The organism is Enterococcus sp. 10F3_DIV0382 (genome assembly GCF_002140245.1).
GTDB lineage: Bacteria > Bacillota > Bacilli > Lactobacillales > Enterococcaceae > Enterococcus_B > Enterococcus_B lactis.
The window spans coordinates 125,349-152,228 of sequence record NZ_NGMF01000002.1; the positions used below are offsets into that span (position 1 = coordinate 125,349).

A 26,880-nucleotide genomic window follows, 5' to 3' on the forward strand; every position below is an offset into this window, starting at 1 on the left:
GATCATGTAAACTGTTATGCCTTTTTTTGGATGATTTCATTTAATGCTTTTGCTGCACCATGACCACTTCGTTCGTCATAATATGCAGTGAATCGTTCATCGGCTTCGTACATCATCCCTAATCCTTTATGCGCTTCCGGCTGATATTCAGACCAGCTGTAAGATAACCACTTTTTATGAGCTTGAAAGATGCGATCTGCTAAGTTTTCATCTGTAGGAGCTTGTAAATAAAGAGTGAGATCAGCTAAAATCTGCTTTTCAACAGTTTGCATTTCTTCATACGTTTCTTTATCCATATTCATCCATTTTTCGTTGGATGCTGTAACCTTTTCTTCCCCGTATTTTTGTCGAATCTCTTGTCCATAAGTTTCTTCATTTTCTTTCAATTTTTGTTGTTTGAACCCTTCAAATTTTTCTTTATCACTCATTTTTCTTCCTCCTTCGTATCTATCAAGTGTTTGTTGGACAGTTGCCAAGAGGATGTCGATTTGTGCCCGTTTTTCTAGAAGCATCTGCTGATGTTCGATTAAAGCTTTCTGGTGGTCAAAATGCGGATTATCTAAGATTTCTTGAATATCCTCCAACTTGAATGCCAACATTCGATAAAATAAGATATGTTGCAGACGATCGACTTCTTTTTTGCCATAAATCCGATAACCTGAGGAATTGATCCTAGCTGGCTTTAGCAGTCCAATCTCATCATAAAAGCGCAAGGTTCTCGGACTGACTCCTGATATCTCTGACATTTTCTTTATCGTGTATTCCATTATTTTTCCTCCTGACAAATGTAAGCATAATCCTTTACGTAACGAGAAGGTCAAGAAAAAAGTGTATTTTTTTCTCATAAAATTATGTTATACTATTAAGTGATAAAAGGTAAATCCTTTTGTTTTTAAAGGTTCAATTGTAACCGATTCCTTAATGTTGGGAACAACGGGGAATATATGGGATTGAATCTAAATCGACTATATAGAAAAGAGGAATGAGATGAAGCTAATCGAAACACCTGTGAATAGTAATTTAAATATTAAGACATTTTATCCTAAAGTAGTAGAATTCTTTTTTGGGAATACGGCCATTAATTATTACAAATTATTTTCGTTAGATCGGACACAGTTGCTGCTAGTGGACACATATGACAAAAAGCAAGTTGTGATGATCAATACGAAGAAAAAAATCACAAGGCAAGAAATCGACTATGCGATTCATCACGTTTTAAAAATGACACGGGAAGATGTCAAAGTCCATATAGGAGTGAAACAGGAGCTGGAACGTGCCGGAATACAATTCAAACGTCCAAATAAAGATATTGTAGTTGTTGAACAAAAAAATACGATGGATTGATGTCCTAACGACTAATCATCTTTATACTAAATCGCTCCATCTTTATGATGTATACAGTAAAAAAGAGGTTGCGAAAAAGCTGTTCTGCATCAAGTAATAAGAACAGCCAAACAAAAATAGTTCGTCATATTTTTTGTTTGGTTGGGCTTATTACCACAGATGCAAGCTTTTGAGCACCGTTTAAGGAAGAGGTTGTGAAAACAGCGTTTTGACCTGTGTATTAGAGAAACAAACGGAAAAATAGTTCCTCATATTGTGCCGTTTGTTGAGCTAATACCGAGGAGTTGGCAGGAGAACACCGTTTATTTGGGAAAAGGGACTGTGACAGACTTTTGTCGCAGCCCTTTTTTGCAATCCAATTATACGAACAATTGTGGTTTAATTGACGGCAGCTTTTTTCTTTCAGTTTTTTTTAAAAGCAAGTGAAACTTCTTATTTTCATGAGTTTTTTTCAATTCAAGGTACAACTTGACATAATCTGTCTTTCCTTCCAAAAAATTCACTACATAATAACTTCTATCCGTTTCTTTGGGCATAAGATGTACAGAAGAGACAATCAGAAAATCAATGGGTTGTATTTCTTCATAGGATAATTCCTTCAGTTCGATAAAGGACAAGTCTTTTAAAAAATTCTTGATATCTTGGGTAAAAAAATAATTCGTTTCCATCACTAAAGAAACTTGTAACTTAGTTGAATTTTCATTGTCCTCGCAACATTGCAAAGTCAGCCATGCAAATATTTCAGCTAAATCGTTGCAGCAAATAGAAAGCCATTGATAATTATGTCGCCGCCCCATCTTATTCAAGAAGAAGGTAAAATGCTCTTTTAAATAGTAATAACTTGATGACTTCTTTTTATGAAAATAATTCATTAGAAAGAAGAGTGTCGGAACACGCTTTGGAAAAAGATAATAACAAAAAAGAATATTAAATAAATGAAGGTGAACAATTTGATTGTGTTGAAAAACACGGTCATCAGGAAAAATCTCAGTTTGCCAATAATTGTCAAGTTCTTTCAATAATGAAGAAAGCAACTGTCCTTTTTTGTCGAATATGTCTAAAGCTTCATTAAGAGTAGGATTCTCATATTGAAAGGTCGGTGCATAAAACACCATAAATTGTGCAAAACGAAATTCACTATCTTGATGAGAGGAGGGAATAGAAAAATGTTCACCAAAAAGGCATTTTATTCGATGATCATTACTAAAAACTGCTTCGCTATAGCGAGGGTCATCCTCTACATAGTGACCTTGTGCAATCCGCTGAGTGGTAATCCCAGCAAAAAGACAAACTTCTTTTTTTCCTACGAAACTCCAATTTAAAGATGTATGCTTAGTAAGTTCAGCCAATTTTTTTAATAACTCAGATTTTGAGACGTAAAAAGCATAATCTTCATTTCCACGAGAAGCTGCCCAAAGAATATTGAATAATATCAAGCGAATCAAGCGTTCGTCTCCTTTGAAAGATAATTGACTGCGATTAAAAATGACATCGAATTCCTGTACATAATCGGCTAATGACTGCAGATGCCGCATAGCAGAAGCACGACTAATGAAATTTTCTTGGCAGAATTCCATCAGATTTTTCTCTGGATAGAAAAGAGAAGATTTGATTGCGCGATAAGGGAGGCTCTGCTGGATAAGATAGGAATAATAATAATCATAGTTTAAATCAGTTGGCAGGTTCTGGTTGATCTTGTTTTTTGACAATAATTTGAATCCAGAAAAGCAAAAGTCATCAAATTCATTCTCCATTTCATTCAATATATTTTTTACGACACTAGAAGATAAATCAAGTTTTTTACTGATTTCTTTGATAGTTAATTCATGTTGCTCCTCCAATAGATGAAAAATTGCTAACTTGCGGCGTTCTTTCTGGGTAAACACAATATTGAAAAACATAGGACCTCCTTTTTGATTGCTTATTTCTTTAATTAATTAAAAATACAAATATTTTATAAACTATTATTCAACTCCAGATCATTTCTAGATACCTCTTCATTTTTCTTTATATCCGCTTAAATTATATTTTTCTCATTTTTTTGGTTTTATTTCCTTTTTATTGTCTCAAATTTGAACGATAAATACAATTTATTTGAGAAAACACTTCCATTGTTTATAGATTAATGTTTTTTTATTAAGTTGATTGCTACCTTTTATTATGTATTTAATGGATGTTTACGGTATTTTTTTTGTTATTATATTTTTTAGCACCCTCTTTCTAATGTGTTTGCAATCTTATTTTAATTAAGTTAAATTTTAGTTATCGGATAAAAGATGAGAACGACTATATCGGAGCTTTTTGAAAAAATCTCACTAATATTCAAGAAGGGGAAGAGAGGAAATGAAAAAAACGAAAACTGTCTCGCATTATGGCAGTGTAGTTTTTATGGTTGCTGTCCTATTTTTATCGCAACTTGCGGGACTGTCGCAGATCACTTTTGCCAAGACTGAGTCTGAAAAAGTAGTAGCTGATGAACATGCGAATATTGTGATCGATTACGAAATGGATGAGGAACTGAAGCAGATACAATGGAGTATGACATATGAGAAGCATGCAAAAGATGAAGCTGAATATCAAATGCAATTTAAGCTGGAAATAGTTGAACACGAAGGATTATTACTTAGAGAAAGCATTCAGGAAATCGAACGTACCTTTGGAAAAGTAGGACCAGTTGATGAGGAATGGTACTACGCAGGTGATTTTTCTTCGGAGAATGAGAGAATTGAAATCATTTTTAAAAGCCACATAGTAGAAGAGTATAATCAATATCATCTAAAAATCACGCCAAGGCTAATGAAACAAACAGAGGATGAATTAGTAGAAGTCTTGATCGGAGACCAAGAAGAATATACTGTCGTGGTAACTTTACCAGAAAATATCACAGCATCTGAAACACAAGAAACAAGTGAGCCTTCTCCAGAGATTTCTAAAGAAGTAGAATCAGCAGAAATCCCAATAGACGATTCAATAGAAGAATCAAAAGCAGAAGCGGAAGAAGTCGGAGTCTATGCAGCTCCTAATATGTCAGATCCTACTCTAAATGGGGCCTACGATGATGCGATTCCGCTAAATAGTTTGTTTACGATCCCTGACTATTTAACGATTGTACGAAATGTTCCAAATTTTGTGGACAATAACAAAAGTATCCAGATGACGCCAAATCATATTTTAACTGCACTTTACAATCGAGGACATATGGTTTCAAAGAGTCAAAATACGATCAGATTTTCAAACTTGATAAGAGATATCCGGTTCACTAGCTATATGTATTTTGATACGGACACAGAAGGGATCTCCTTTTTCTTACATGATGGGAATCCTACGAGTTTGTTATACAGCCGACGAGGAATCCACAACAAATATGATCCCACTGTGGTTATGAACCATGACGCAAAAGCACTGGGTGCCTATAAACATAAAGATCCTATTGGTCTATTTGACATTGATCGGCACATGGCAAATGCAATGGTCCTTGAGTTCGATAATCAAGTATCTACAGGTCCATTAGGAAATCGAGATAAATTTGGAGATCAAGGTCTTTCTGGTGCACATATTGCAGTGGCTCCTTCCGATAGTCCTGCTACCAAAACTCTTATAAAAGATTTTGAAACAAATAATGCCTTTGTGACAGGTAGTTGGTGGCAATTGGATGTCAACATTACTCCAACAGGGATCCTTCGCTTTTTGATGACAGATTTACGAGACGGCGGATATGGAACAACAACAGGCGAGATCAATATCAATGACTATTTTTCCAATCTCCAATCAAAAAATCTTTATTGGGGATTTGCTGCGACGGCAACTTATACTAAAGATAATTACACGACATTGTTTATGACAGAGCCAAATTTTGATATTCAAGGTGAACTAGTCCATGAGATAACGATGCAAGGACAAGGGGGAGCAGAAAATGTGAGTGGTCAGACAGTTGCTGCGGATACAGAGTTGGAACATACGGTTACTTTTTACAACGAAGAGGGAGACGGTAGTATATTCCTTACTCCTAGTAATGATAATGGTCTCTCGATTTTAACTTCTGATCTGGAAGAAAGTAAATCGAACCCTTTCAAATTTACGGATATGGTCCCGATAAGTGAGTATCAGCCTTATTTTACTTATCAAACTATAAGTAATAATGACGAGATCATAGAGCATCGAGTAAATGCGATGTATGATGACTCTCTACAACGCTTTTATCCAATAGAAACTATCGAGATAGAAGTAGGTACAGTATTGAAGTTGAATTATAAAACAAAAGTAAAAGCAGAATTCCCTGGGTATGAGGATCATGATGTCTATGAACGAGTATCCTTCAGGGGAAGAAGTCTTTCTCCAACAGGCAGTTACTATGATACACAGGTGGAACAAGCCGTTCAATATGCGATCCAGCGTGAGCCCAATACCCCACCGGAATTAGCGAATCTAAGAACGGTAGATGGACAAATGGCTGAGAAAACTACGTTTACTGATTTCAAAGAGCGATTTCGTTTTGCTTTTGATTATGGTGACGGTGATTTGGACCGTTTGTATTATAGTGTGTGGATCAATGGAGAAGTTCTTACCGAAAATCAAATGCTCCTCAATGCACGAGAAGAACTTCAAACACTTAGATCAGCAGCATTCACGATCGACATAAAAGATCTAGAGGGGGTCTTTCAACGAGGTGAAAATACGATTACTGTAACGCTCACTGATAATCGTATTGATGAACCGCTTATTTTGGAAGAGAGTTTTCAGGTGGAAGGTTATCTGGGATTTGAATTCGTGACAGAAGAATACAGCTGGAAGTATGCTCGATCACAATTGCCAATGAACAGACAAGCACAAGCACGTGAAGAAAGGATGCGTGTTGTTACTAGAAACACATTGAATACATCGGATTCATATAAAGTAACCGTATCTGCTGAAGAACTAAATCATGTGGATATGCAACATGCGATTAGTGAAGGGTATCTTGTGTTCAAAAATGAAATGGGAGAAATCGCACTTTCTGCTTTAACACTGGAAATTGATAAGGTTTATGAATTTTCACAAGAAGAAGGCTTGTTACTGCGCCTAAACAGTCAAGATAGAACAGGAGTATATTCTGGAACGATCACGTGGAAAATTGAAGATGTGTTATAGCAAGAAGCTAGCTTTGAAAGGGGGGGATCGTATGGCTGGCTAGATACTAGAAAAAAAGTGGAAAGGAGAAAACAATGAAATCAAAAAACCGATACTGGATGATTTCTGTTCTTCTTCTACTCCTGTTCTCGTTATCGATGCCAGTGGTGAATGCTGCTACCCAAGCTGGTGAAACGCATGCAGTCATAGAAATCAATGAACGGGAGATAGGAAAGCAGACTGAAAAGGGAGAAGAAAAACAGAAAAGCAGTTTTCCAGAGGCAAATGAAGCAAAGGCAGGATTGATTTCATTTGTTGGGACGCTGTTGATTATCGGCGTTATTTTAGTCTATCGTCATCAAATACGTGGAGGCGAAAAACATGAAAAATAGATTTTCGCTAGCGTTATGGAGTGCATTATTCATAGGAATGTTTAGCTGTTCTTCTGCTGTTCACGGACAGACCGAGGGTGCGACTTCTCTGAAAATCGTTCCTTTGAATGAACAATTTCCACGGATGTTATACATTGATGATTTACTGTTCGTATCGCGCTATACAGATGAACACAATCAAATCCATCGAGAGAGCAACGATTTATCGATTACCTTTCTTGATTCTCGAAAAGAGAGCACAGAATGGCAACTACAACTGAAAACAGAAGACTTCCGTTGTAAAAAAGATGGCCATCTTTTGACTGCCGATTATCAATTAGGCAGAGGAATGTTCAGCGGAAAGAACGAAGAAGCTGTCAAAGGATTGGAAGCTTTCGAATATGATCACCAAGATGCAGGAAAAGAGTATCGTACGATCATCCAGTCAACAGGAAACAAAGAACGTGGAATCGTTACATATACGATTCCTGGCGAGCAGTCAACACTCACTTTTCCTGAGGGGACATCTAGTGGTCATTACTACTCGAAACATTATTGGCGATTTGTGAATGCAGAATTTTGATGAGAAAAAAAGGAGGACAAAAAATGAAAAAATTAGTAGGGGTTTTAAGTACAAGTGCGATGTTATTTACATGTTTTGCACCAACAGTCATGGCAGCAGAATTTGGTGAACCAATGGATGGAACGACTAGAGTGGAGATTACTGACTTTTTAGTAGTGGATGATCTTCCAACTTACCCAGGGATTTTTACACTCGATGATGTTCCTGATATCGATTTTGGTGAACATACGGTGGCGCAAATCAGCGCAAATACAACTGTCAATGGTACTTTTGATGGCGCATTGCAAGCTTCCGATTTTCGTCCGCTAGAAGCCAGCAAAACAGAAGCTTTAGAATTGATCAGCGAATACACTGGTGTTGAAGATACAACAGAGCTGACAGCAGCTTGGGAGAATGCTGTAGTTGCGGGAGACTGGGTATTGACAGTCAGTGCAACAAACTTAACAGATGATATTGCTTCTGCTCTTACGATCAATGGAGAAAATGTATTAGAATCTGCAACAACTCTTCCGATATCTTATGTTTCCGGTACATTTGATCATATAAATGAGCTCACATCAGAAGCGCCAACACTAACAGTCAAAGCGAATACACCGGTTGGAGAGTATACTGGTACAGTTACTTACACAGCAGTGGATTCGATCTAACAGCAGTATTTCAAGTAAAATAATTTGTTTTACTTGTAAACAACCGCAAAAGGATGGAGCGGATAAGCTAACTCCATCCTTTTTACATAAAATGGAGGGATGAAAAGTGAGACGACATTTAGTATTGGTTTTGATAACTTTATTAATACAGCTAGTTTTTCCTGGAATCGTCGTTTTTGCTGATGAAAATCATGGAGCAGACTATAGTGTCCATCCTATTTTACCGGACAATCAGCGAGAAGGACGTTCATTCTTTGATTTACGAGTAGAACCTGGAACAAAACAGACATTACAGATCCAGATCAATAATTTTTCTGATCAGGAGCAAACGTATTTTATCAATGTCAATACAGCTCAGACAAACGGAAACATAGTGATTGACTACGGACAAAATGAATTACCAGAGGAGTCAATCGTTCAGCAACCCATCTGCACATTGGTCGATTATCCAAAAGAAGCAGTGATCCCAGGGAATAAAGCAGGAGTCGTTACTTTAGAAGTACAAGCACCTGATACTTCCTTTGATGGAATCTTATTAGGCGGGATCCAAGTGAAAAAAGATTTTTCAGCTGAAAAAGAAGAAAGTAATCAGCCTTTTTTTAGCCAATACGCTTATGTGGTTGGGTTGATGATGAGCGCAAATGACAAGGAAGTTGTGCCGGATCTGAAGTTGAATGAGGTACGTTCCGAAGTGATCACCAACAATGCTGGTGTGGTTGCTGTGCTAGAAAATCCTCAACCAATCAATATCAAGGGAGTGACCGTTGAAGCAACTGTTCATTCAAAAGGACAGGAAGAACCGATAATGACACGAAAAATCGAAAATGGTGGTATTGCTCCTGAATCAGTTTTTGCTATGCCTATTTATCATGGGGAAGCTGGAAATACGAAACCTTTAGAATCGGGGGATTATCAACTTTTAGTCGAAGCACAAGATGAGACAGGGCAAAAGTGGTTGCTGACAAAAGACTTTACGATTACGAAAGAACAAGCAAACTCAGTCAATCATGAGGTTTTTACTGTAGAAAATAATACAAATTCTTTGTTGTATATCATTATCGGGGCCCTAGCAGCGGTTCTTTTAGTCGGTGGTTTCTATGTATATCGCAGAGGAAAGAAATTCCGCAGAAGGTGATTCATATCGAATATTAAGTGAAATCTGGTTTATAAGAAGTAGCAAAATTAAGAGTAGGGGCTGTGACAAAAGTCTTGTCGCAGCCCTTTTTTCCGGATAAACGGTGCTCAAAAGCTTGCATCTGCGGTAATAAGCCCAACCAAACGAAAAATAGGAGGAGCTATTTTTGTTTGGCTGTTCTTATTACTTGATGCAGGACAGCTTTTTCACAACCTCTTTTTCAGAAAATAATGAAGATTTCTTTTCCTATCAATTTTTTTTGTTATAATGGGTAGGAAATGAAAACTTGCCAAGAGGAGTAATACAACATGAATAATACTTACCCAGACGACAGTTTGACGCTGCATACGGATCTATATCAAATCAATATGATGCAGACATACTGGGAATTAGGTCGAGCTGATTTACATGCTGTTTTTGAATGTTATTTTCGAGAAATGCCTTTTAGCCACGGGTACGCGGTTTTTGCAGGATTGGAACGGTTAGTCAATTATTTAGAGAATCTGACGTTTAGTGATTCCGATATTGCTTACTTACGTGGCTTAGAAGTCTATCCTGAGGGTTTTTTGGAGTATTTACAAAATTTTGAATTTAAAGCAACGGTTCGTTCTGCTCGTGAAGGTGAATTAGTTTTTGCAAATGAACCATTGATCCAAGTGGAAGGTCCTTTGGCACATTGTCAGTTAGTAGAAACAGCACTGTTGAATATGGTCAATTTCCAAACGTTGATCGCGACAAAAGCAGCTCGCATCAAATCTGTGATCGGAGAAGATCCGCTCTTGGAATTTGGGACTAGACGAGCGCAAGAATTGGATGCGGCAGTTTGGGGAACTAGAGCGGCATATATCGGCGGAGCAGATGCAACAAGCAATGTACGTGCTGGAAAGATATTTGGGATACCAGCTAGTGGGACTCATGCGCATTCGTTAGTCCAATCTTATGGAAATGATTATGAAGCATTTATGGCGTATGCTAAAACCCATAAAGACTGTGTGTTCTTAGTCGATACTTATGATACGTTGAAATCAGGTGTGCCAAGTGCAATCCGCGTAGCAAAAGAATTAGGTGATAAAATCAACTTCCAAGGCGTACGTATCGACAGTGGAGATATGGCCTATATATCTAAGCGTGTTCGGGAACAATTAGATGCAGCTGGATTTACGGAAGCAAAAATTTATGCTTCGAATGACTTAGATGAAGCAACGATTTTGAATTTAAAGATGCAAAAAGCTAAAATTGATGTATGGGGTGTCGGAACAAAACTGATCACCGCTTATGATCAGCCAGCCCTTGGTGCAGTATTCAAACTAGTATCAATCGAAGATAGCGAAGGAAATATGGTGGATACGATCAAGTTATCAAGCAATGCGGAAAAAGTGACAACTCCAGGAAAAAAACAAGTATGGCGTATTACTCGAAACGCTGATGGGAAATCTGAAGGAGACTATGTCACATTATGGGATGAGGATCCTCGAGAAGAAGAAGCTATCTTTATGTTTCATCCAGTGCATACGTTTATCAATAAAACTGTTCGGGATTTTACCGCTCGCCCCGTTTTACAAGATATCTTTATCGAAGGAAAAAGAGTATACGAACTACCCGTGCTAAACGAAATCAAAGAATATACAAAAGAAAATCTAGATTCACTGTGGGAAGAGTACAAACGAGACTTGAATCCGCAAAAATATCCGGTCGATCTATCTACTGAATGCTGGAACCATAAAATGGCTACGATGGAACGAATGAAAAAAAGTGTAGCAGAACTTCATACAGAAGCATAGGAGGAGAATAAATGAGCCTGCAAACAGAAATCATCCATGAATTAGGTGTCAAACCAACAATTGATCCAACAGAAGAAATTCGTAAAAGTATTGATTTTATGAAAGCTTATTTGAAAAAATATCCGTTTCTTAAAACCTTTGTATTAGGTATTAGCGGTGGTCAAGATTCTACTTTAGCAGGTCGTTTGGCGCAACTAACGATGGAAGAAATGCGTGAAGAAACGAAAGATGAAAGCTATCAATTTATCGCTGTTCGTCTTCCTTATGGTGAACAAGCAGATGAAGAAGATGCAAAAGCTGCTCTTGACTTTATCCAGCCCGATGTTAGTCTGCGAGTAAATATCAAACCTGCTGTTGATGCACAAGTACAAGTATTAAGTGAAGCAGGTGTGGAAATCAGCGATTTTAACAAAGGAAATATCAAAGCACGACAACGAATGATTACACAATATGCCGTAGCCGGAGAAAGAGCAGGAGCTGTATTAGGGACAGATCATGCTGCAGAAAACATCACTGGTTTTTTCACGAAATTTGGTGATGGAGGAGCCGATATCTTACCATTGTTCCGTTTGAACAAACGGCAAGGGAAACAATTGCTTCAAGCATTGAATGCACCGGAAAAGCTATACACAAAAATTCCGACTGCAGATCTTGAAGATGGAAAACCAATGATTGCGGATGAAGTCGCACTAGGTGTTACGTATAACGAAATCGATGATTATCTAGAAGGAAAAGAAGTTCCCGCTCAAGCACAAGAAAAAATCGAAGCGTGGTGGAACAAGACGCAGCATAAACGTCATTTGCCAATTTCTGTTTTGGATGATTTTTGGAAATAACAATAAAATAAAAAAACAGCCGTCCCTTCATAGGGATTGGCTGTTTTTGCTTTATAAAATAGAAAAGAAAACTATCAGCTGTAGTAAACTTTTAATTTGATATCTTGGTCGTAATTACCGAATCCTTTACCAAATAAAGTACAGCCACCTACATGTTCGGCATCTTCTTTCACTTCGATTCGCAAATGCCAAGTATCTTGATCTTTAGGGATGTCGTTGATCGTGATGTCTGACAAAGGTTCCCCATTCATATTTGTCAAATGTTTGGTGATTCGGATCGTCTTCAGCAAGCCGTATTGATTAAGATTATCTGGATACCAATCAGGCGTATATTTCCCGCGGATATCAGCAAAATCTCCAGGGCTCGTCCATGTTCCTAGCTCTACGCCATTTAGGCTGAAAGTGATATCGGAAGGCCAATTGTCATTTGAAAAAGGAAATTCAGAAGAAATTTCCACAGAAACTTCCAACATTTCTAATGTATCCTCTGCATTCAAAAAATTAGGTGACTGATACTCGACAAACCCGCTGGTAAACCAGAGGATACGAGCATCCATCCTTCGAGGATCCACAAAATAGCGTGGTTCATCCACTTTTCCGATAAAGTCATGGATCGTCGCTAAACCACATGTCGGTTCAATTGCATAATTCGTATAGTGACCAATAGGTATCGATGTTTCTTTCGTGTCAAAAGCATTGAATATTTTTTCTGGGAAACTGATATCTATTTTATCGACACGAAGGCTCGAAATTTTTTGTTGTCCTATTTTCTCTGTTTTGATGATGTTCGCTTCTTCTAACTTTTTCACGTGCATCGTCGTGATCGCGCTGCTTACTCCAAGTTCTTTTGCCAAATCTTTGACATTCATCTTCTTTTTGGAAAGCAACTGAATGATCCTGATTCTTGTCTTGCTAGCTAATGCTTCATATACCGGTAAGGATTCTTCGTTTATTTGTAGTTGCATATATATCACCGCTTAAAAGGTTTTTCTTCTATATTAACATATTTATTAATGAAAGCTATATTGAATTATTTGATTTAATCGTAATTAATATTTACATTAATTATAATGGGGGAAAATAAATAGATTTAACATTTTTATTATTGACAACGCTTTCAACGGGGTGTATTATTCATGTATAAATTAAAGGAGGTCAGTTATGGAAGCCACAATGTTGATTAGTAGTGTCAAGCGTGTAGGCAAAGTTGATCCGCGGTTGTATAGTTCATTTATTGAACATATGGGACGAGCGGTATATGAAGGGATTTATCAGCCAGATCATCCATCAGCTAATGAAAGTGGATTTCGCCAAGACGTCATTCACTTAGTAAAAGAATTGAACATTCCCATGATTAGATATCCTGGTGGAAATTTTGTGTCAGGATTTCGTTGGGAAGACAGTATTGGTCCCATAGCAAGTAGACCCAAAAGGTTGGATTTAGCTTGGCGGACAATTGAAACGAATGAAGTTGGGATTCATGAATTTTATAACTGGTGTCAGCATGTAGGGGCCGAAATCAATATGGCTGTCAATCTGGGTACTCGTGGGGTAGATGCAGCTCGTAATTTAGTCGAATATTGTAATTTTCCTAAAGGAACTTATTGGAGTGATTTAAGGTGTTCGAATGGTCAAGAGAGCCCTTTTGGAATTAAGACATGGTGTTTAGGGAATGAAATGGACGGTCCTTGGCAGATTGGTCATAAAACAGCAGAAGAATATGGACGGTTAGCAGCGGAAACGGCTAAGGCGATGAAACTCGTAGATGATTCAATTGAGGTGGTTTTATGCGGAAGTTCTAATCGGCAAATGCCTACATTTGGTGATTGGGAGTTAACAGTCCTTGATCAAGCATATGATCAAATAGATTATTTGTCTCTTCATCAATATTATGGCAACCAAAAAAATGATCTTTCTCATTATCTTGCACGTTCCTTGGACATGGATCGGTTCATTTCTGAAGTGACAGCGATGTGCGATACAATCAAGGCGAAGAAACATAGTAAGAAGCAGATCAACCTGTCCTTTGATGAATGGAATATTTGGTATCATTCAGCGGAACAAGATGAGCAAGCAGCGCCTTGGCAGATTGCTCCTCCTTTACTAGAAGATAACTATAATTTTGAAGATGCATTACTATTAGGCTGTCTATTAATCACTTTATTGAAACATGCAGACAGAGTAAAGATAGCTTGTCTTGCTCAATTGGTAAATGTTATTGCACCAATCAGGACAGAAACAAACGGAGAAGCTTGGAGACAGACGATTTATTATCCATTTATGCAAGCTGCTATGTATGGACAAGGAGAGGTGTTAAGCCCACAAATTCATTCAGTAAACTATGCGACGGAAGATTTTGAAGAAGTGCCGTATTTAGAAAGTGTAGCAGTAATAAATGACAAAGAACTTGTCATATTTGCAGTTAACCGTGGAGAAGAAGAAATGAATCTAACTGTTCGCTTGTCTGAATTATCAGTAGCAGGAGTGATTGATTTTTCTGAAATGAGTGGGTTTGATACGAAAGCAACCAATCTTCCTAAAAGTGAACAAGTAAAACCAAGTCATTCAACGAATGTAAAAGCTGAAGATGGGAAAATCAATTGTTTGTTGAAACCGCTATCTTGGAATGTAGTCAGATGTTATTTATCAGATGAAGGAGGAACAAAAAATGAAAGGTAAAAAATGGTTAATTGGCTCTTTATTGGTAGTTGCAACAGGTATTTTAGGTGCTTGTGGTGGCGGAAGTTCAGCAGAATCTGATTCTGATAAAGAAGTGACTTTGACTTTTTGGAATGGGTTTACTGCATCTGATGGGGAAATATTGCAAGAAATCGTTAATGAATTTAATAAAACAAATGATAAAAACATCAAAATTGAAATGGATATCATGACTTGGGCCAATTTGAATGAAAAACTTCCTACAGCGATTTCTTCTAAAAAGGCACCTGACTTTATTGCATTAAATTATCCAGATTTTGCACAGTATGTAGAAAACGGAGCGGTACAACCATTAGACGATTTCTGGGAATATGATGGAGTAGATAAATCTGATTTTAAAGAAACGGCTGTTGAATTAGGTCAAGTAGAAGGTAAACAGTATTTTGTCCCCATGCAGGTACAAGGAATGTATATGTATTGGAATAATGATTTGTTTAAACAAGCTGGTTTAGACACTGAACAACCACCTACTACTTGGGAAGAATTGACAGAAATGGCACCACAATTAACTGATAGTAGTAAAAATGTATCAGGTTTTGTCTTCAATAAGGATGGAACTGCACCATTATATAACTGGATGTTAGCAAATGGCGGTAAATTAGTGAACGATGATTATACTAAGTCTGAATTTGCCTCTCCTGAGAACCTTAAAACGTTAAAAGCGATCCAAAAAATGATTCATGTAGACAAGACTGGCCCAGAATCGATTTCTGGCGCCGAAATGGACAATTTAATGAATGCTGGTCAACTAGCCATTGAAATCAATGGGCCATGGTTAAATAACGGATTGAAAGCAAACGAGATTGATTATAATGTGACTACCTTACCACAAGGGAGTGACTCGGACAAAAAAACAGCTATTTTAGATGGCGTAGGATATGCCATTCCGGCAAGTACAGATAATAATAAAAAAGAAGCTATCTATGAGTTTTTGAAATATTGGAATACAACTGAAATTGGTAAAAAATGGAGTATCGAAAATGGGTTTCCTGCCTACTTGGATTCAGTAGCAAAAGATGAAGAAGTCAAAAATGATCCTATTGTTTCTGAATTATCGAAACAAATGGACTATGCAGAGCCATATTTACCAGGTTTTACCCAAATCTCTGCGATTAATAACGATATCATCAACCCATTGATTGAAAAATTATTAGCGGGAGAAGACCCTGAGAAACTCATGAACGATGCAGATGATGCCATCAATCAATTATTGCAAAAATAGTACAGACCTTTATATAGGATAGACTGTTAACAAGATACAGATATCTGAATGATCGACGTAGTGTTTGCAGATAGGTGTTATTGCAGAAATCACAGCGATCGTTCGGATATCTTATTCAGATTCGATTAAACCAAGCTCGTATATTTTATCAAAATGAAAGATGAGGTGGACTATATGAACGGATTCACCAAATATTGGAATCGCCCTGAACGTGCTGCGTATTTGTTTTTGACTCCATCTTTTTTAGTTTTATTATTATTTACTGTCATACCGCTTTTAGGAACATTTGCTATTAGTTTTACAGATTTGAATATTTTCTTTACATCAAGAAATTTTGTAAGTTTTGAAAATTTCACACGTATATTTAGTGATGAACGAGCAGTTAATTCGTTGATTCATTCTTTATATTTTACCGTACTTGAAACGCCAACACAAATTATTGTTGGTTTATTAGCAGCAGTAGCATTATCTAAAAATACCAGATTCAATCGGTTTTGTCGTTCAACGTTTTACATTCCAGTTATTTGCTCATTGACGTCAATTGCGATTATTTTTTCTATGTTACTTGATCCGAATGTAGGGGCGATTCCTTACTTGTTTTCACAAGTCGGCTTGCCGATTCCTCAATTTTTTCGCGATCCAACTCTTGCCATGCCAACTGTAGCCATCATGACTGTTTGGAAGAATTTTGGTGTTACTATGACGATTCTCTTGACTGCTATTCAGGGAATCTCTCCCTCTTTGTATGAATCTGCTCAAATGGATGGTGCAACAAATCGGCAGCAGTTTTTTAACATTACACTACCTCAGATCGTTCCCTCCTTAGGTTTTTGTGTTTTAACGAATCTGATTGGTTCGATGCAAGTGTTTGACCAAGTATATGTTGCAACCGCTGGTGGCCCACAATTTAAGACAGAAACAGCTGTTCAATATATTTACAGTCGAGGATTTACAGCACCTTATGAATTGGGCTATGCATCAGCATTGTCTTCGGTTTTGTTTATCATTGTTGCAACTATAGCTATCTCCACTAATGTGTACATGTCACGGAAAGAAAAACAAATGAAATAGGAGGGAACTCTGTATGGCACCAGAAAGCTCGATTACAGTTACTGTGAATAAGAGGAAAGCAGTTAGTGGTAAAAAAATCATTCGAACGATTAGTATGCTAATTATATTGTTTGTTATTGCTTTTCCTTTTTTGTGGCTGATTATTTCTTCTTTTAAACACGAAAAAGACATTATCTCATTTCCGCCTAGAATATTTGCAGACAGCTATACCCTAGATAACTATATTAAGGTTTGGACAACGATCCCTTTATTAGATTACATCAAAAATACAGTAATTTTTGCTGGAGGGACAGTGATTACTTCTGTATTCTTTGATTCTCTTGCGGGGTACGCATTTGCTCGTATGCGTTTCAAAGGGAAATCAGTTTTGTTCTATTTCGTTTTACTGACAATGATGATCCCATTCCAAGTCTTCATGATTCCTCTATTTATTGAAGTCAATTTGCTTGGCATGCTTGATACTTATGCAGGTTTAATCATTCCTCGTATGACAACTGCATTTGGTATCTTCATGATGCGCTCCTTTTTTATCACTTTACCAGATTCTTTGGAAGAGGCAGCACGCATTGATGGACTAAGTGAGTTTAATATTTTTTTGAAAATCATGTTGCCATTGAGCAAACCTACTCTTTTATCATTAGGGATTTTCACGCTGATGAATAGTTGGAATGACTTGCTTTATCCATTGATATTGACAAGTAGTTCAAAAATGAGAACTTTACCAGCAGGGCTAGCTTTATTTACGGGGCAGAACATTTCTTTCTATGGACCTGTAATGGCTGGAACGGTTATTTCAATGTTGCCATTACTAGTGGTTTATATTTTTGCACAGAAATATTTTGTTCAAGGAACAGCTATGTCTGGAATGAAAGAGTGAGGAAGATGAAAATAGTTGAGACAAAATTTTATGGACAGTTGATTGTGGTTTCTGATTACATCTTATTAGGAATTCTCTGGGTAATCGTGTGTTTGCCGGTTATTACTATCGTGCCTGCTACATGTGCTGTTTTTTATGTAATGGCGCAATGGAAAGGTAAGGAATCAGGACACATCATTTATTTTTTCTTTCAAGGAATGAAGCAACATTTTGGTAAGAACTTGTTCCTTAGTATGTTAACGACCGTTATTTATTTTCTTGTTAATCAATTATTAGAAGAACAGACAATCGGACTTTCAATTAGTGGATATGTAGTTTCACTTATTTATTCCATGTTTCTTTTATCCTGGGTATATGTGATTTCTGAAAATAAAGATACTTCGTTTCTACAAATTTTTGAACAAAGTACATGGAAAGTATTTTTTGATTTTTTGAGAAATATTCTTTGTTGCGCTTTGTTATTAGGTTTTGTACTACTCATATTTCTTTTTCCTCCGTTTATTTTTATCTTTGCTGGTGGCGTTTGGAAACTTGTATCTATTATCTTGACTATAGGAAATGAAAGGTAGGGAAAGCTGTTGGACGAAGAAATAAAAGTAAAAATCAGAGAGGATTTTACAGTAGGAGAGATCAGTTCTCGGCTGTTTGGCTCATTTGTTGAACATATGGGAAGTGTCGTCTATACAGGGATTTATGAACCGAGCCATGAAACAGCTGATGGTGACGGGTTTAGACAAGATGTCCTCTCTTATGTAAAGGAATTGGAATTAGGTGTCATTCGCTATCCTGGAGGGAACTTTACATCTGGTTATGATTGGTTGGATACTATAGGTAGGAAAGAACGGCGACCAAAAAAGATTGATTTAGCATGGCGAGGTATAGAACCAAATTCTTTTGGAATCCACGAATTTTTTAAATGGATCAGTCATGTACAAGCGGAACCGATATTCACAGTGAATTTAGGAACAAAAGGAATCGATGAAGCAAAAAATTTAGTAGAATATTGTAATTTTCCAAAAGGAACCTTCTGGAGTGATTTGAGAATAAAAAACGGGCAAAAAAAACCTTTTGGCGTTAAATTATGGTGTTTAGGGAATGAGCTAGATGGGCCATGGCAAGTGGGTGCTAAGAGTGCTTATGAATATGGTAGGTTAGCAAATGAAGCCTCGAAAGTCATGAAGTTAGTAGATGATTCAATTGAAACAATCTTAGTTGGAAGCTCTACGCCACGTTTACCATCGTACCCTGAATGGGATCGTATCGCATTAGAAGAAGCATATGAGAACGTAGATTATTTAGCTTTGCATAACTATATTGACAAGTATGATGAAGAAGACTTGACTAAACCTCCTAAAAATGAGCGTGATGATACAGCGACATACCTGGCAAAAGCTTATCGATTCGATCGTCAAATTGAAGAGATCGTTGCTACTTGTGATTATGTAAAAGGATATTTGAGAAGTGAGAAAACAATGTATCTAGCGTTCGATGAATGGAACGTACATGCCCAACCGGAAAAAAGACACAGGGATTTTGAAATCGGTAGTCCCATTGATTGGTGTTACTTTACTATGGAGGATACATTATTATTTGGTTCATTAGGATTGGCTATTTTACGACATGCAGATCGCGTAAAGATTAGTTGTCAATCATTGTTAGTAAACACAATACCTTTAATACTAACAGATGCTAAAGGCCAAGCATGGAAGAATCCAACTTACTATGTGATGCAACACTTATCGAAATATGCTAAAGGTCAAGTATTGGAACAACAAATCATTTGCCCTGTTTATGATTGTGAAAAGATAAAAAAAGTTCCTTATGTAGACAGTGTGGTCGTAGATAACGGCAATCAACTGACTATTTTCTTGATTAATCGCACTAATGAACAACAAAATGTAACGATTGAACATGATTTTAATTTGCTAGATCAAGGAGAGCACTACACATTGACCAGTAGTGATCTATTGGACAAAAATACACGTGAAGAACCAGAAAAGATAAAACCTGAAATAAACTATTTTTCAATAGAAAAACATGACGAGTTAAATGTAGGGATAGAAAAATACTCTTGGAATGTAATTAGAATAAAGAAAATGTGAGGAAATTTGTTATGATGAAGACACTTTATAATAATCCTATCGTTCAGCAACGGGCAGATCCTTGGGTATATAAACATACAGATGGTTATTATTATTTTACAGGATCGGTTCCCGGCTACCAAGTGATTGAATTAAGAAGGGCAAAGTCACTGAATGAATTAGAACATGCTGAAAGCCTGATTGTATGGCAGGCTCATGAAGAAGGACCGATGAGTGAATTGATCTGGGCACCTGAAGTCCATTATATCAATGGAAAATGGTACATTTACTTTGCTGCAAGCAATCATAAAACCATACGTGATGAATCCCATCATCACCGCATGTTCGTACTTGAAAATCAGCATATGGATCCAATGAATACAGATTGGATAGAAAAGGGACAAATAAAAACGAAAAGGGAAACTTTCAGTTTAGATGGAACAACTTTCTCTTCTCAGGGAAAGCTATATTACGTGTGGGCTCAACAAGATCCTGAAATTGCTGGGAATTCTAATCTTTATCTATCCGAAATGGCTAATCCTTGGACGTTAAAGGGAGAGCAACTCCTCCTTTCTATACCTGAGTATGAATGGGAAAAACGGGGTTTTTCAGTAAATGAAGGTCCAGCAGTCCTTACTCGTAATGGGAAAATATTCATTACGTATTCTGGTAGTGCAACGGATGAAAACTATGCCATGGGTCTGCTGTGGGCTGATGAGCACAAGAATCTTTTATTAAATGAATCATGGCATAAATTATCGGAGCCAGTATTCGTTTCTTCTGAAAAAAATAAGCAATTTGGGCCTGGTCACAACTCGTTTACGATTTCAGAAGATGGATGCTTTGATATTTTGATTTATCATGCTCGACCAGAGAAGAACCAAAAAGGGGATCCATTAGACAATCCCAATCGGCACGCGAACGCGCAATGCTTTACGTGGAATGAGCAAGGATTTCCAGAATTTGGTGAACCTGTACCGTATGACTTATGAGAACAATAAACCTTGATTTTTGCTTGAATAAACCTTACAGACTCGTTATGATATATGTACGTACAAATAAAAAGGGGCAAGGTAAATGGCAAAATATCAAGACATTGCAGATGAGATAAAACAAAAGATCCTTCATGAGGAATACGAAGTAAATACAACCATTCCTTCAGAATTCAAGCTGCAAGAAATATATGCCGTCAGCAGACATACGATTCGGCAAGCAATCGCTGTGTTGGTAAATGAGGGCTATCTGCGTAAAGAAAAAGGATCGGGCACATATGTAGATGACAGCTATAAGAAAGAAAAAACACCATTGAACAGAACAAAAACGATCGGTGTCATCACCACATATCTCTCTGATTATATTTTTCCGTCGATTATCCGAGGAATCGAAAACGAATTACGAGAATCTGGGTATTCATTGCTTTTAGCCAGTACGAATAACGATCACGAATTGGAGAAAGAGTGTTTGAAGAAAATGATTGCTTATGGAGTAGATGGTTTAATCGTTGAGCCTACGAAAAGTAATCAGTATAACCCAAACTTAGCACTTTATGTTGCTTTGAGAGAAAAAGGCATTCCGATGGTGATGATCAATGCTGCTTATGAAGAGTTAAATGCCTCTTATATTTGTTTAGATGATGTGAAAGTCGGTTTTATGGCAGCAGAATATTTGATAAAAAAAGGACATCAACGTCTGTTGTTCATCACAAAAATCGACGATCTTCAAGGAAAATACAGGATGAAAGGTTTTATCAGCGCGTGTGAACAGTATAATGTGCGATTTTTGACAAAAGATATCATTACTTTCACCACGGAAACACGAGAAACAATTGCTGAAAAAACAGTACAACGGTTGAAAGAAGAACAAGCTTTAGATGGCATCATTTGCTATAACGATCAAATAGCTAGTTTATTGCTAGATAAGTTGACAGAAAATGGCTATCATATTCCAGATGACCTATCGATCGTAGGAACAGACGATTCTTCTTTAAGCCATTTAGGAAATAAAAAATTGACAACATTGACTCATCCAAAAGAAAAGTTGGGACAAGATGCCGCACGGTGGATCGTCACAACGATTGAAAAAGGACAGGCACAGCCGAATATTCTTTATGAGCCTGTACTAGTTGAACGGGAAACAGTAAAAGAAAACGAAAAATAAGAGACGGGTTTTTACCGCCTCTTATTTTTTATATCAATTTGGGGCTGTGACAAAAATCATCAAACATGAGAAACTGTTTTTTGAACTTGGTCCTTGTGACTCGAAACTAAGCGGTTCCTTCTTATTTCTTGAAGCTGACCACTTCTGTCACGATCACTTTAAGAATGATGGATAGAAATACGTTTAGGATAAGTTTTTTTAGATGCACTTTGTTCGATTCCCTCTAAAGATTTCCCACGAGTCTCCGGTACGATCTCTTGAATAAATAAAACTCCTAAAAAGCAGATGATCCCAAAAATACCAAAAACGATTTCTTGAGACATAGAAGCAGTCATCACAGGAAAAAACAAGCCGACTAGGAAAGAACCAATCCAATTAAAAGAAGAGGCTAGGCCAGATGCTCGCCCGCGGACAGCTAATGGGAATATTTCGCCTACGATTACCCATGTCAGTGGAGCCCATGTGCAAGAATAAAATGCGACATAAATACATAAAAACAAGAGAATTAACAACGAATTTGTATGAGCATCCAGTACAGTTCCTAAAACAGCTGGTAGGATGAAAGAAAGTCCCATCACGCTACCGCCTATTTTCAATAAAGTTCGCCGATTGAACTTGTCTGCAATAACCAAAAAGAGCAAAGAACCAGCAACTAAAATGATTCCTTGGATGATCGGCCACATCAATGCATCGCTCGCTGCATGCCCAGTCGCTTTTTCTACGATCAGCGGAATATAGTAAAAAATAGCATTAGCTCCTTGAAATTGCTGGAATACTGCTACACCAATACCGGCAATAACTAACGAACGATACTTTTCTAAAAACAAAGTATGCCAAGAAGTTACGGTTGTCTTTTCTTGTTTGACATTCAGCTGGATTTGTTCGAATTCCTGTTCAGCTTCGTATTCTCTCCTTCTAGAATTTCGAGAAGGCGGCTGATCAGATTTTGTAAGCAATCTCATTCTATAACTTATGTACGTACAAAACAAGCGTTTTTTATTATATTCTTGAAAATAACCACTTGACATGTACGTACAAAAGTATACAATAATCATTGTAAGCGCTACTAAAAAAGACGGTTTGATCAGGTTTGACGAGAAGGAGGGAGTTAAATCATTATGAAGGAAGTAAATGCGCAAAGTATGTTAGATGTCATAGATGGTCGTACATCTTTAGGAATTGAGTTTGGATCAACTAGAATCAAAGCTGTATTGATTGATTCATCTTTTACTCCTATTGCCGCTGGTAGTTATGAGTGGGAAAACAAACTAGAAAATGGTATCTGGACCTATTCATTAGAAGATATTTGGAAAGGACTGCGCGTCAGTTACCGAAAAATGGCAGCAGAAGTATTCGAAATCTATGGCGAGAATCTTACAACGATCGGGTCGATTGGGTTCAGTGCAATGATGCACGGTTATCTAGCTTTTGATAGCAAGGAACAGTTACTAGTACCATTTCGTACTTGGCGGAATACAATCACTGAAGAAGCAGAACGAATATTAACGGAAAAATTCCAATACAATATTCCGCAGAGATGGAGTATCGCTCATTTGTATCAAGCTATCTTGAATAAAGAAGAACATGTGAGAGAAATTAATTTTTTGACAACGCTTGCAGGATATGTTCATTGGCAGCTTACTGGTGAGAAAGTACTAGGCGTAGGAGATGCATCAGGCATGTTTCCTATCGATCCTTCAACGAAAACCTATCATCAAGAAATGAAAAATATTTTTGGTCAGTTAGTCGAAAAAGAGCATGTAGCGATTGATTTGGATCACATTTTGCCTAAAGTTCTAGTAGCAGGAAAAGAAGCTGGCAAGTTAAGCGAATCAGGGGCTTATCTGATTGACCCTACGGGAAACCTGAAGCCAGGAATCCCGATTTGTCCGCCAGAAGGAGATGCAGGAACCGGTATGGTCGCTACGAATAGTGTAGCCAAACGCACAGGGAACATTTCGGCTGGTACTTCCGCCTTCGCTATGATCGTATTAGAAAAAGAACTAGAAAATGTCCATCCGGAAATCGACATGGTCACTACACCTTCAGGAGAACTAGTAGGCATGGTTCATACGAATAACTGCTCTTCGGATATCAATGCTTGGGTCAGTATTTTTGAAGAATTTACCAATTCTTTGGGTATGGAGATAAGCAGAGATAAATTATTCACGGTATTATTCAATAAAGCGCTAGAAGGCGATACGGATTGCGGGGGATTACTTTCTTATGGTTATTTTTCCGGTGAAAACATTACAGGAGTAAATGAAGGAAGGCCATTATTTGTACGTACACCAGGTAGCCGTTTTGATTTAGCGAATTTCATGCGAATCCATTTAGCCAGTGCTTTTGGCGCAATGAGAATCGGAATGGATATATTGAAATCTGAGGATGTCCAAATTGATCGTTTAGTGGGGCATGGGGGGATTTTTAAAACACCAGAAGCTGGACAGCGGATTCTAGCATCTGCTATGGAGGCACCAGTTACAGTGATGGACACAGCCGGAGAAGGTGGAGCGTGGGGGATCGCGTTATTAGCAGCCTATATGATAGATCAGCATGGGAAATCTTTAGAAAACTTCTTGGCAGAAGACGTGTTTGGACAAGACCAAGGAATCACCATCACACCTTCAGCAGAAGAAATAGCAGGCTATCAGATATTTATGAGTCGTTACCGTGAGGGGATCGACATTGAAAAAACAGCGATTCATCAATTGCAAGAAAAAGGAGTGATAGAAAATGCTGGAACAACTGAAAGAAGAAGTATACCAAGCAAATCTTGACTTGCCTAAACACGGACTTGTCAAATATACATGGGGAAATGTGAGCGCTTTTGATCCTGAAACACGATATTTCGTTATCAAACCTAGCGGGGTCAGTTATGAAGAGATGACAGCAGACGACATGGTCGTTGTGGACTTGGACAATCATATCATTGAAGGTAAACTCAATCCCTCTTCGGATACGCCTACTCATGCTGTTTTATATCGTTCATTTCCTCAAATCGGAGGAATCGTCCATACTCACTCGACATGGGCGACGATCTGGGCACAAGCAGGATTGGATGTTCCTGCGATGGGGACGACGCATGCAGATACTTTTTATGGATCGGTACCTTGTGCTCGATTTTTGACACAACAGGAAATCGACAGCGGGTACGAATATGAAACAGGAAAAGTTATCATAGAAACATTCAAAGAACGCAAAATTGATCCCTTAGCAATTCCAGGGGTACTTTTACACGGACACGGTCCATTTACTTGGGGGAAAGATGCGCAAAGTGCAGTAATGAACGCAGTCGTACTAGATGAAGTATGCAAGATGAATTTATTTACCAGACAGCTTAATTCATTTTCAGAAGAGCTGCCTCAACGGATTTTAGATAAACATTATTTACGAAAACACGGAAAAAATGCGTATTACGGACAACACAAATAAAAGGAGTGGCTAATTATGTTGAATATTGGAGAAAAAGAATTTTGGTTTGTTGTAGGATCACAGCATTTATATGGGGAAGAAGCACTGCGAGAAGTAAAGAAACATGCACAAGAAATGGTTGATGAATTGAATGAAAACGGCCAATTGCCTTATCCTATCCGCCTTCAAGAATTAGCAGTTACCGCTGACACGATCACAAAAATCATGAAAGAGGTCAATTATCGAGAAGAAGTAGCAGGTGTGATCACTTGGATGCATACTTTCTCACCAGCAAAAATGTGGATCCGTGGGACAAAGCTTCTACAAAAACCATTGCTTCATTTAGCTACGCAATATAACGAAAGCATTCCTTGGAAAACGATCGATATGGATTTCATGAATTTAAATCAATCCGCTCATGGTGACCGCGAATATGGGTTCATCAATGCTCGATTAAATAAACAAAATAAAATCGTCGTTGGCTACTGGAAACGACCTGAGATTCAAAAAGAGATTGCTGATTGGATGGATGTTGCAGTAGCCTATAATGAAAGTTTTGGAATAAAAGTGGCTCGTTTTGGTGACAACATGAGAAACGTGGGTGTCACAGAAGGAGACAAAGTGGAAGCACAGATTCAATTTGGTTGGACTGTTGATTATTTTGGTATCGGAGATCTTGTACAAGTAATCGATCGCGTATCAGACGAAGAAGTCGAACAATTATTTGAAGAGTACAAGGAATTGTATACCTTCGACTATGGTGATTATGAAGAAAAGACATGGGAAGAACATGTAAAAGTACAAGCTCAGCAGGAAATCGGTATTCGCCGTTTCTTAGAAGAAGGAGGCTATAACGCTTTTACGACTAATTTTGAAGACCTTTATGGAATGAAACAACTGCCTGGACTAGCTGTACAACGTTTGATGGCAGAAGGATACGGTTTTGCTGGGGAAGGCGACTGGAAAACTGCAGCGATTGATCGGTTGCTGAAAATCATGGCTCGAGGAAAAGATACAGGATTCATGGAAGATTATACTTACGAGCTAGCTAGTGGCCAAGAAGCAATCTTGGAATCCCATATGATGGAAGTAGATCCGACGCTTGCTGCGACGAAACCAAGAATCGTTGTTTCTCCTTTATCAATGGGAGATAGAGAAGATCCGGCGCGTCTTGTATTTGATGGGAAAGCAGGAGAAGGGGTAGTCGTATCGATGGCAGACTTCGGTACGCATTATAAACTGCTGATCAATGAAGTAGAAGCCTTTGAACCCACAACTGAAGCACCTAATTTGCCTGTTGCACGTGTGCTATGGAAAACTAAACCGAATTTCCATGAAGGTGTCCATTCATGGATTCAGGCAGGTGGCGGTCATCATACCGTTGTCTCGCTAAATCTAACAACAGATCAAATTGAAACATGGGCAAAATTAGTTGAGTTGGAAACCGTTGTTATTAGATAAAAAGAGGTTGTGAAAAAGCCGCTTAGTTTTAAGAAAAAAGAAGAGATTGACGAAATTTGCTTTTCAACTTTTTTGA

At 37.7% G+C, this 26,880-nt stretch carries 22 protein-coding genes and 1 pseudogene; 19 read left to right on the forward strand and 4 right to left on the reverse strand.

Annotated elements, in window-relative coordinates:
- Nucleotides 1–14 precede the first annotated feature (14 nt).
- Nucleotides 15–767, reverse strand: a complete 753-nt coding sequence (locus tag A5849_RS11170; protein ID WP_002345535.1) for a MerR family transcriptional regulator — start codon at nt 765–767, stop codon at nt 15–17.
- A gap of 220 nt (nt 768–987) precedes the next feature.
- Here A5849_RS11170 and A5849_RS11175 point away from each other — a divergent pair, with 220 nt between their 5' ends.
- A complete protein-coding gene (locus A5849_RS11175; protein ID WP_002310047.1) occupies nt 988–1,344 on the forward strand; it encodes a DUF1827 family protein in 357 nt (118 codons plus the stop codon).
- A gap of 359 nt (nt 1,345–1,703) precedes the next feature.
- On the opposite strand, the gene A5849_RS11180 is transcribed toward A5849_RS11175, so the two are convergent.
- A complete protein-coding gene (locus A5849_RS11180; RefSeq protein WP_086310107.1) occupies nt 1,704–3,245 on the reverse strand; it encodes a helix-turn-helix domain-containing protein in 1,542 nt (513 codons plus the stop codon).
- A gap of 442 nt (nt 3,246–3,687) precedes the next feature.
- Between A5849_RS11180 and A5849_RS11185 the strand changes: the two genes are divergently transcribed.
- The 7 genes from A5849_RS11185 (at nt 3,688) to nadE (ending at nt 11,803) form a co-directional block, all read left to right on the forward strand.
- A complete protein-coding gene (locus A5849_RS11185; RefSeq protein ID WP_086310108.1) occupies nt 3,688–6,471 on the forward strand; it encodes a hypothetical protein in 2,784 nt (927 codons plus the stop codon).
- A gap of 74 nt (nt 6,472–6,545) precedes the next feature.
- A complete protein-coding gene (locus tag A5849_RS11190; RefSeq protein WP_002310050.1) occupies nt 6,546–6,842 on the forward strand; it encodes a hypothetical protein in 297 nt (98 codons plus the stop codon).
- Nucleotides 6,832–7,404: a hypothetical protein gene (locus A5849_RS11195; RefSeq protein WP_002316807.1), complete on the forward strand. Its 573-nt coding sequence runs from the start codon at nt 6,832–6,834 to the stop codon at nt 7,402–7,404. Before A5849_RS11190 ends, A5849_RS11195 begins: the two co-directional genes overlap by 11 nt.
- 23 nt (nt 7,405–7,427) lie before the next feature.
- Entirely contained in the window at nt 7,428–8,051 is a 624-nt protein-coding gene (locus A5849_RS11200) for a hypothetical protein (protein ID WP_002320369.1), read from the forward strand.
- Nucleotides 8,052–8,157: 106 nt separating this feature from the next.
- Nucleotides 8,158–9,186, forward strand: coding sequence for a WxL protein peptidoglycan domain-containing protein (locus tag A5849_RS11205; RefSeq protein ID WP_002346284.1), 1,029 nt, complete (start codon nt 8,158–8,160; stop codon nt 9,184–9,186).
- Nucleotides 9,187–9,494: 308 nt separating this feature from the next.
- A complete protein-coding gene (locus tag A5849_RS11215; protein ID WP_002310055.1) occupies nt 9,495–10,967 on the forward strand; it encodes a nicotinate phosphoribosyltransferase in 1,473 nt (490 codons plus the stop codon).
- Between the two features lie 11 nt (nt 10,968–10,978).
- The gene (gene nadE / locus A5849_RS11220) at nt 10,979–11,803 is read left to right on the forward strand and encodes an ammonia-dependent NAD(+) synthetase (protein ID WP_002310056.1); all 825 of its coding nucleotides are present in this window, start codon (nt 10,979–10,981) and stop codon (nt 11,801–11,803) included.
- A 74-nt stretch (nt 11,804–11,877) separates the two neighbouring features.
- Here the strand turns inward: nadE and A5849_RS11225 are convergent, their stop codons facing one another.
- On the reverse strand, nt 11,878–12,768 hold the full coding sequence (locus tag A5849_RS11225; protein ID WP_002310057.1) for a transcriptional regulator: 891 nt from the start codon (nt 12,766–12,768) through the stop codon (nt 11,878–11,880).
- 196 nt (nt 12,769–12,964) lie between these two features.
- Between A5849_RS11225 and A5849_RS11230 the strand changes: the two genes are divergently transcribed.
- The 8 genes from A5849_RS11230 (at nt 12,965) to A5849_RS11265 (ending at nt 21,929) form a co-directional block, all read left to right on the forward strand.
- The gene (locus tag A5849_RS11230) at nt 12,965–14,482 is read left to right on the forward strand and encodes an alpha-N-arabinofuranosidase (protein WP_086310109.1); all 1,518 of its coding nucleotides are present in this window, start codon (nt 12,965–12,967) and stop codon (nt 14,480–14,482) included.
- Nucleotides 14,454–15,743, forward strand: a complete 1,290-nt coding sequence (locus A5849_RS11235; RefSeq protein ID WP_002310059.1) for an ABC transporter substrate-binding protein — start codon at nt 14,454–14,456, stop codon at nt 15,741–15,743. The genes A5849_RS11230 and A5849_RS11235 overlap by 29 nt, the downstream gene beginning before the upstream one ends.
- Before the next feature lie 174 nt (nt 15,744–15,917).
- Nucleotides 15,918–16,814, forward strand: a complete 897-nt coding sequence (locus A5849_RS11240) for a carbohydrate ABC transporter permease (protein ID WP_002335207.1) — start codon at nt 15,918–15,920, stop codon at nt 16,812–16,814.
- Between the two features lie 13 nt (nt 16,815–16,827).
- Nucleotides 16,828–17,691, forward strand: coding sequence for a carbohydrate ABC transporter permease (locus A5849_RS11245; RefSeq protein WP_002310062.1), 864 nt, complete (start codon nt 16,828–16,830; stop codon nt 17,689–17,691).
- A 5-nt stretch (nt 17,692–17,696) separates the two neighbouring features.
- On the forward strand, nt 17,697–18,260 hold the full coding sequence (locus A5849_RS11250) for a YesL family protein (protein WP_002316806.1): 564 nt from the start codon (nt 17,697–17,699) through the stop codon (nt 18,258–18,260).
- Nucleotides 18,261–18,281: 21 nt separating this feature from the next.
- Nucleotides 18,282–19,793, forward strand: a complete 1,512-nt coding sequence (locus A5849_RS11255) for an alpha-N-arabinofuranosidase (RefSeq protein WP_171794410.1) — start codon at nt 18,282–18,284, stop codon at nt 19,791–19,793.
- Between the two features lie 11 nt (nt 19,794–19,804).
- The gene (locus A5849_RS11260) at nt 19,805–20,764 is read left to right on the forward strand and encodes a family 43 glycosylhydrolase (RefSeq protein ID WP_002320376.1); all 960 of its coding nucleotides are present in this window, start codon (nt 19,805–19,807) and stop codon (nt 20,762–20,764) included.
- 85 nt (nt 20,765–20,849) lie between these two features.
- Nucleotides 20,850–21,929: a GntR family transcriptional regulator gene (locus A5849_RS11265; protein WP_002314107.1), complete on the forward strand. Its 1,080-nt coding sequence runs from the start codon at nt 20,850–20,852 to the stop codon at nt 21,927–21,929.
- A gap of 158 nt (nt 21,930–22,087) precedes the next feature.
- Here the strand turns inward: A5849_RS11265 and A5849_RS11270 are convergent.
- Nucleotides 22,088–22,837: pseudogene (locus A5849_RS11270) on the reverse strand (MFS transporter); the annotation flags it as partial.
- Between the two features lie 210 nt (nt 22,838–23,047).
- On the opposite strand from A5849_RS11270, the gene A5849_RS11275 reads away from it, so the two are divergent.
- From A5849_RS11275 to araA, 3 genes are read left to right on the forward strand one after another with little or no spacing between them, the layout of a single operon-like run.
- On the forward strand, nt 23,048–24,709 hold the full coding sequence (locus A5849_RS11275; RefSeq protein ID WP_002310069.1) for a xylulokinase: 1,662 nt from the start codon (nt 23,048–23,050) through the stop codon (nt 24,707–24,709).
- Complete coding sequence (locus A5849_RS11280) at nt 24,666–25,364, forward strand: L-ribulose-5-phosphate 4-epimerase (RefSeq protein WP_002320379.1); 699 nt, start codon at nt 24,666–24,668, stop codon at nt 25,362–25,364. Before A5849_RS11275 ends, A5849_RS11280 begins: the two co-directional genes overlap by 44 nt.
- Before the next feature lie 15 nt (nt 25,365–25,379).
- Entirely contained in the window at nt 25,380–26,804 is a 1,425-nt protein-coding gene (gene araA, locus A5849_RS11285) for an L-arabinose isomerase (RefSeq protein ID WP_002291462.1), read from the forward strand.
- Nucleotides 26,805–26,880: the final 76 nt, after the last annotated feature.

Excerpts from the sequence above, each read along its gene's own strand:
- A5849_RS11170 (WP_002345535.1), bottom strand. The coding sequence starts at position 767 with ATGGAATACACGATAAAGAAAATGTCAGAGATATCAGGAGTCAGTCCG.
- A5849_RS11175 (WP_002310047.1), top strand. The coding sequence starts at position 988 with ATGAAGCTAATCGAAACACCTGTGAATAGTAATTTAAATATTAAGACA.
- A5849_RS11180 (WP_086310107.1), bottom strand. The coding sequence starts at position 3,245 with ATGTTTTTCAATATTGTGTTTACCCAGAAAGAACGCCGCAAGTTAGCA.
- A5849_RS11185 (WP_086310108.1), top strand. The coding sequence starts at position 3,688 with ATGAAAAAAACGAAAACTGTCTCGCATTATGGCAGTGTAGTTTTTATG.
- A5849_RS11190 (WP_002310050.1), top strand. The coding sequence starts at position 6,546 with ATGAAATCAAAAAACCGATACTGGATGATTTCTGTTCTTCTTCTACTC.
- A5849_RS11195 (WP_002316807.1), top strand. The coding sequence starts at position 6,832 with ATGAAAAATAGATTTTCGCTAGCGTTATGGAGTGCATTATTCATAGGA.
- A5849_RS11200 (WP_002320369.1), top strand. The coding sequence starts at position 7,428 with ATGAAAAAATTAGTAGGGGTTTTAAGTACAAGTGCGATGTTATTTACA.
- A5849_RS11215 (WP_002310055.1), top strand. The coding sequence starts at position 9,495 with ATGAATAATACTTACCCAGACGACAGTTTGACGCTGCATACGGATCTA.
- nadE (WP_002310056.1), top strand. The coding sequence starts at position 10,979 with ATGAGCCTGCAAACAGAAATCATCCATGAATTAGGTGTCAAACCAACA.
- A5849_RS11225 (WP_002310057.1), bottom strand. The coding sequence starts at position 12,768 with ATGCAACTACAAATAAACGAAGAATCCTTACCGGTATATGAAGCATTA.
- A5849_RS11230 (WP_086310109.1), top strand. The coding sequence starts at position 12,965 with ATGGAAGCCACAATGTTGATTAGTAGTGTCAAGCGTGTAGGCAAAGTT.
- A5849_RS11235 (WP_002310059.1), top strand. The coding sequence starts at position 14,454 with ATGAAGGAGGAACAAAAAATGAAAGGTAAAAAATGGTTAATTGGCTCT.
- A5849_RS11240 (WP_002335207.1), top strand. The coding sequence starts at position 15,918 with ATGAACGGATTCACCAAATATTGGAATCGCCCTGAACGTGCTGCGTAT.
- A5849_RS11245 (WP_002310062.1), top strand. The coding sequence starts at position 16,828 with ATGGCACCAGAAAGCTCGATTACAGTTACTGTGAATAAGAGGAAAGCA.
- A5849_RS11250 (WP_002316806.1), top strand. The coding sequence starts at position 17,697 with ATGAAAATAGTTGAGACAAAATTTTATGGACAGTTGATTGTGGTTTCT.
- A5849_RS11260 (WP_002320376.1), top strand. The coding sequence starts at position 19,805 with ATGATGAAGACACTTTATAATAATCCTATCGTTCAGCAACGGGCAGAT.
- A5849_RS11265 (WP_002314107.1), top strand. The coding sequence starts at position 20,850 with ATGGCAAAATATCAAGACATTGCAGATGAGATAAAACAAAAGATCCTT.
- A5849_RS11275 (WP_002310069.1), top strand. The coding sequence starts at position 23,048 with ATGAAGGAAGTAAATGCGCAAAGTATGTTAGATGTCATAGATGGTCGT.
- A5849_RS11280 (WP_002320379.1), top strand. The coding sequence starts at position 24,666 with ATGCTGGAACAACTGAAAGAAGAAGTATACCAAGCAAATCTTGACTTG.
- araA (WP_002291462.1), top strand. The coding sequence starts at position 25,380 with ATGTTGAATATTGGAGAAAAAGAATTTTGGTTTGTTGTAGGATCACAG.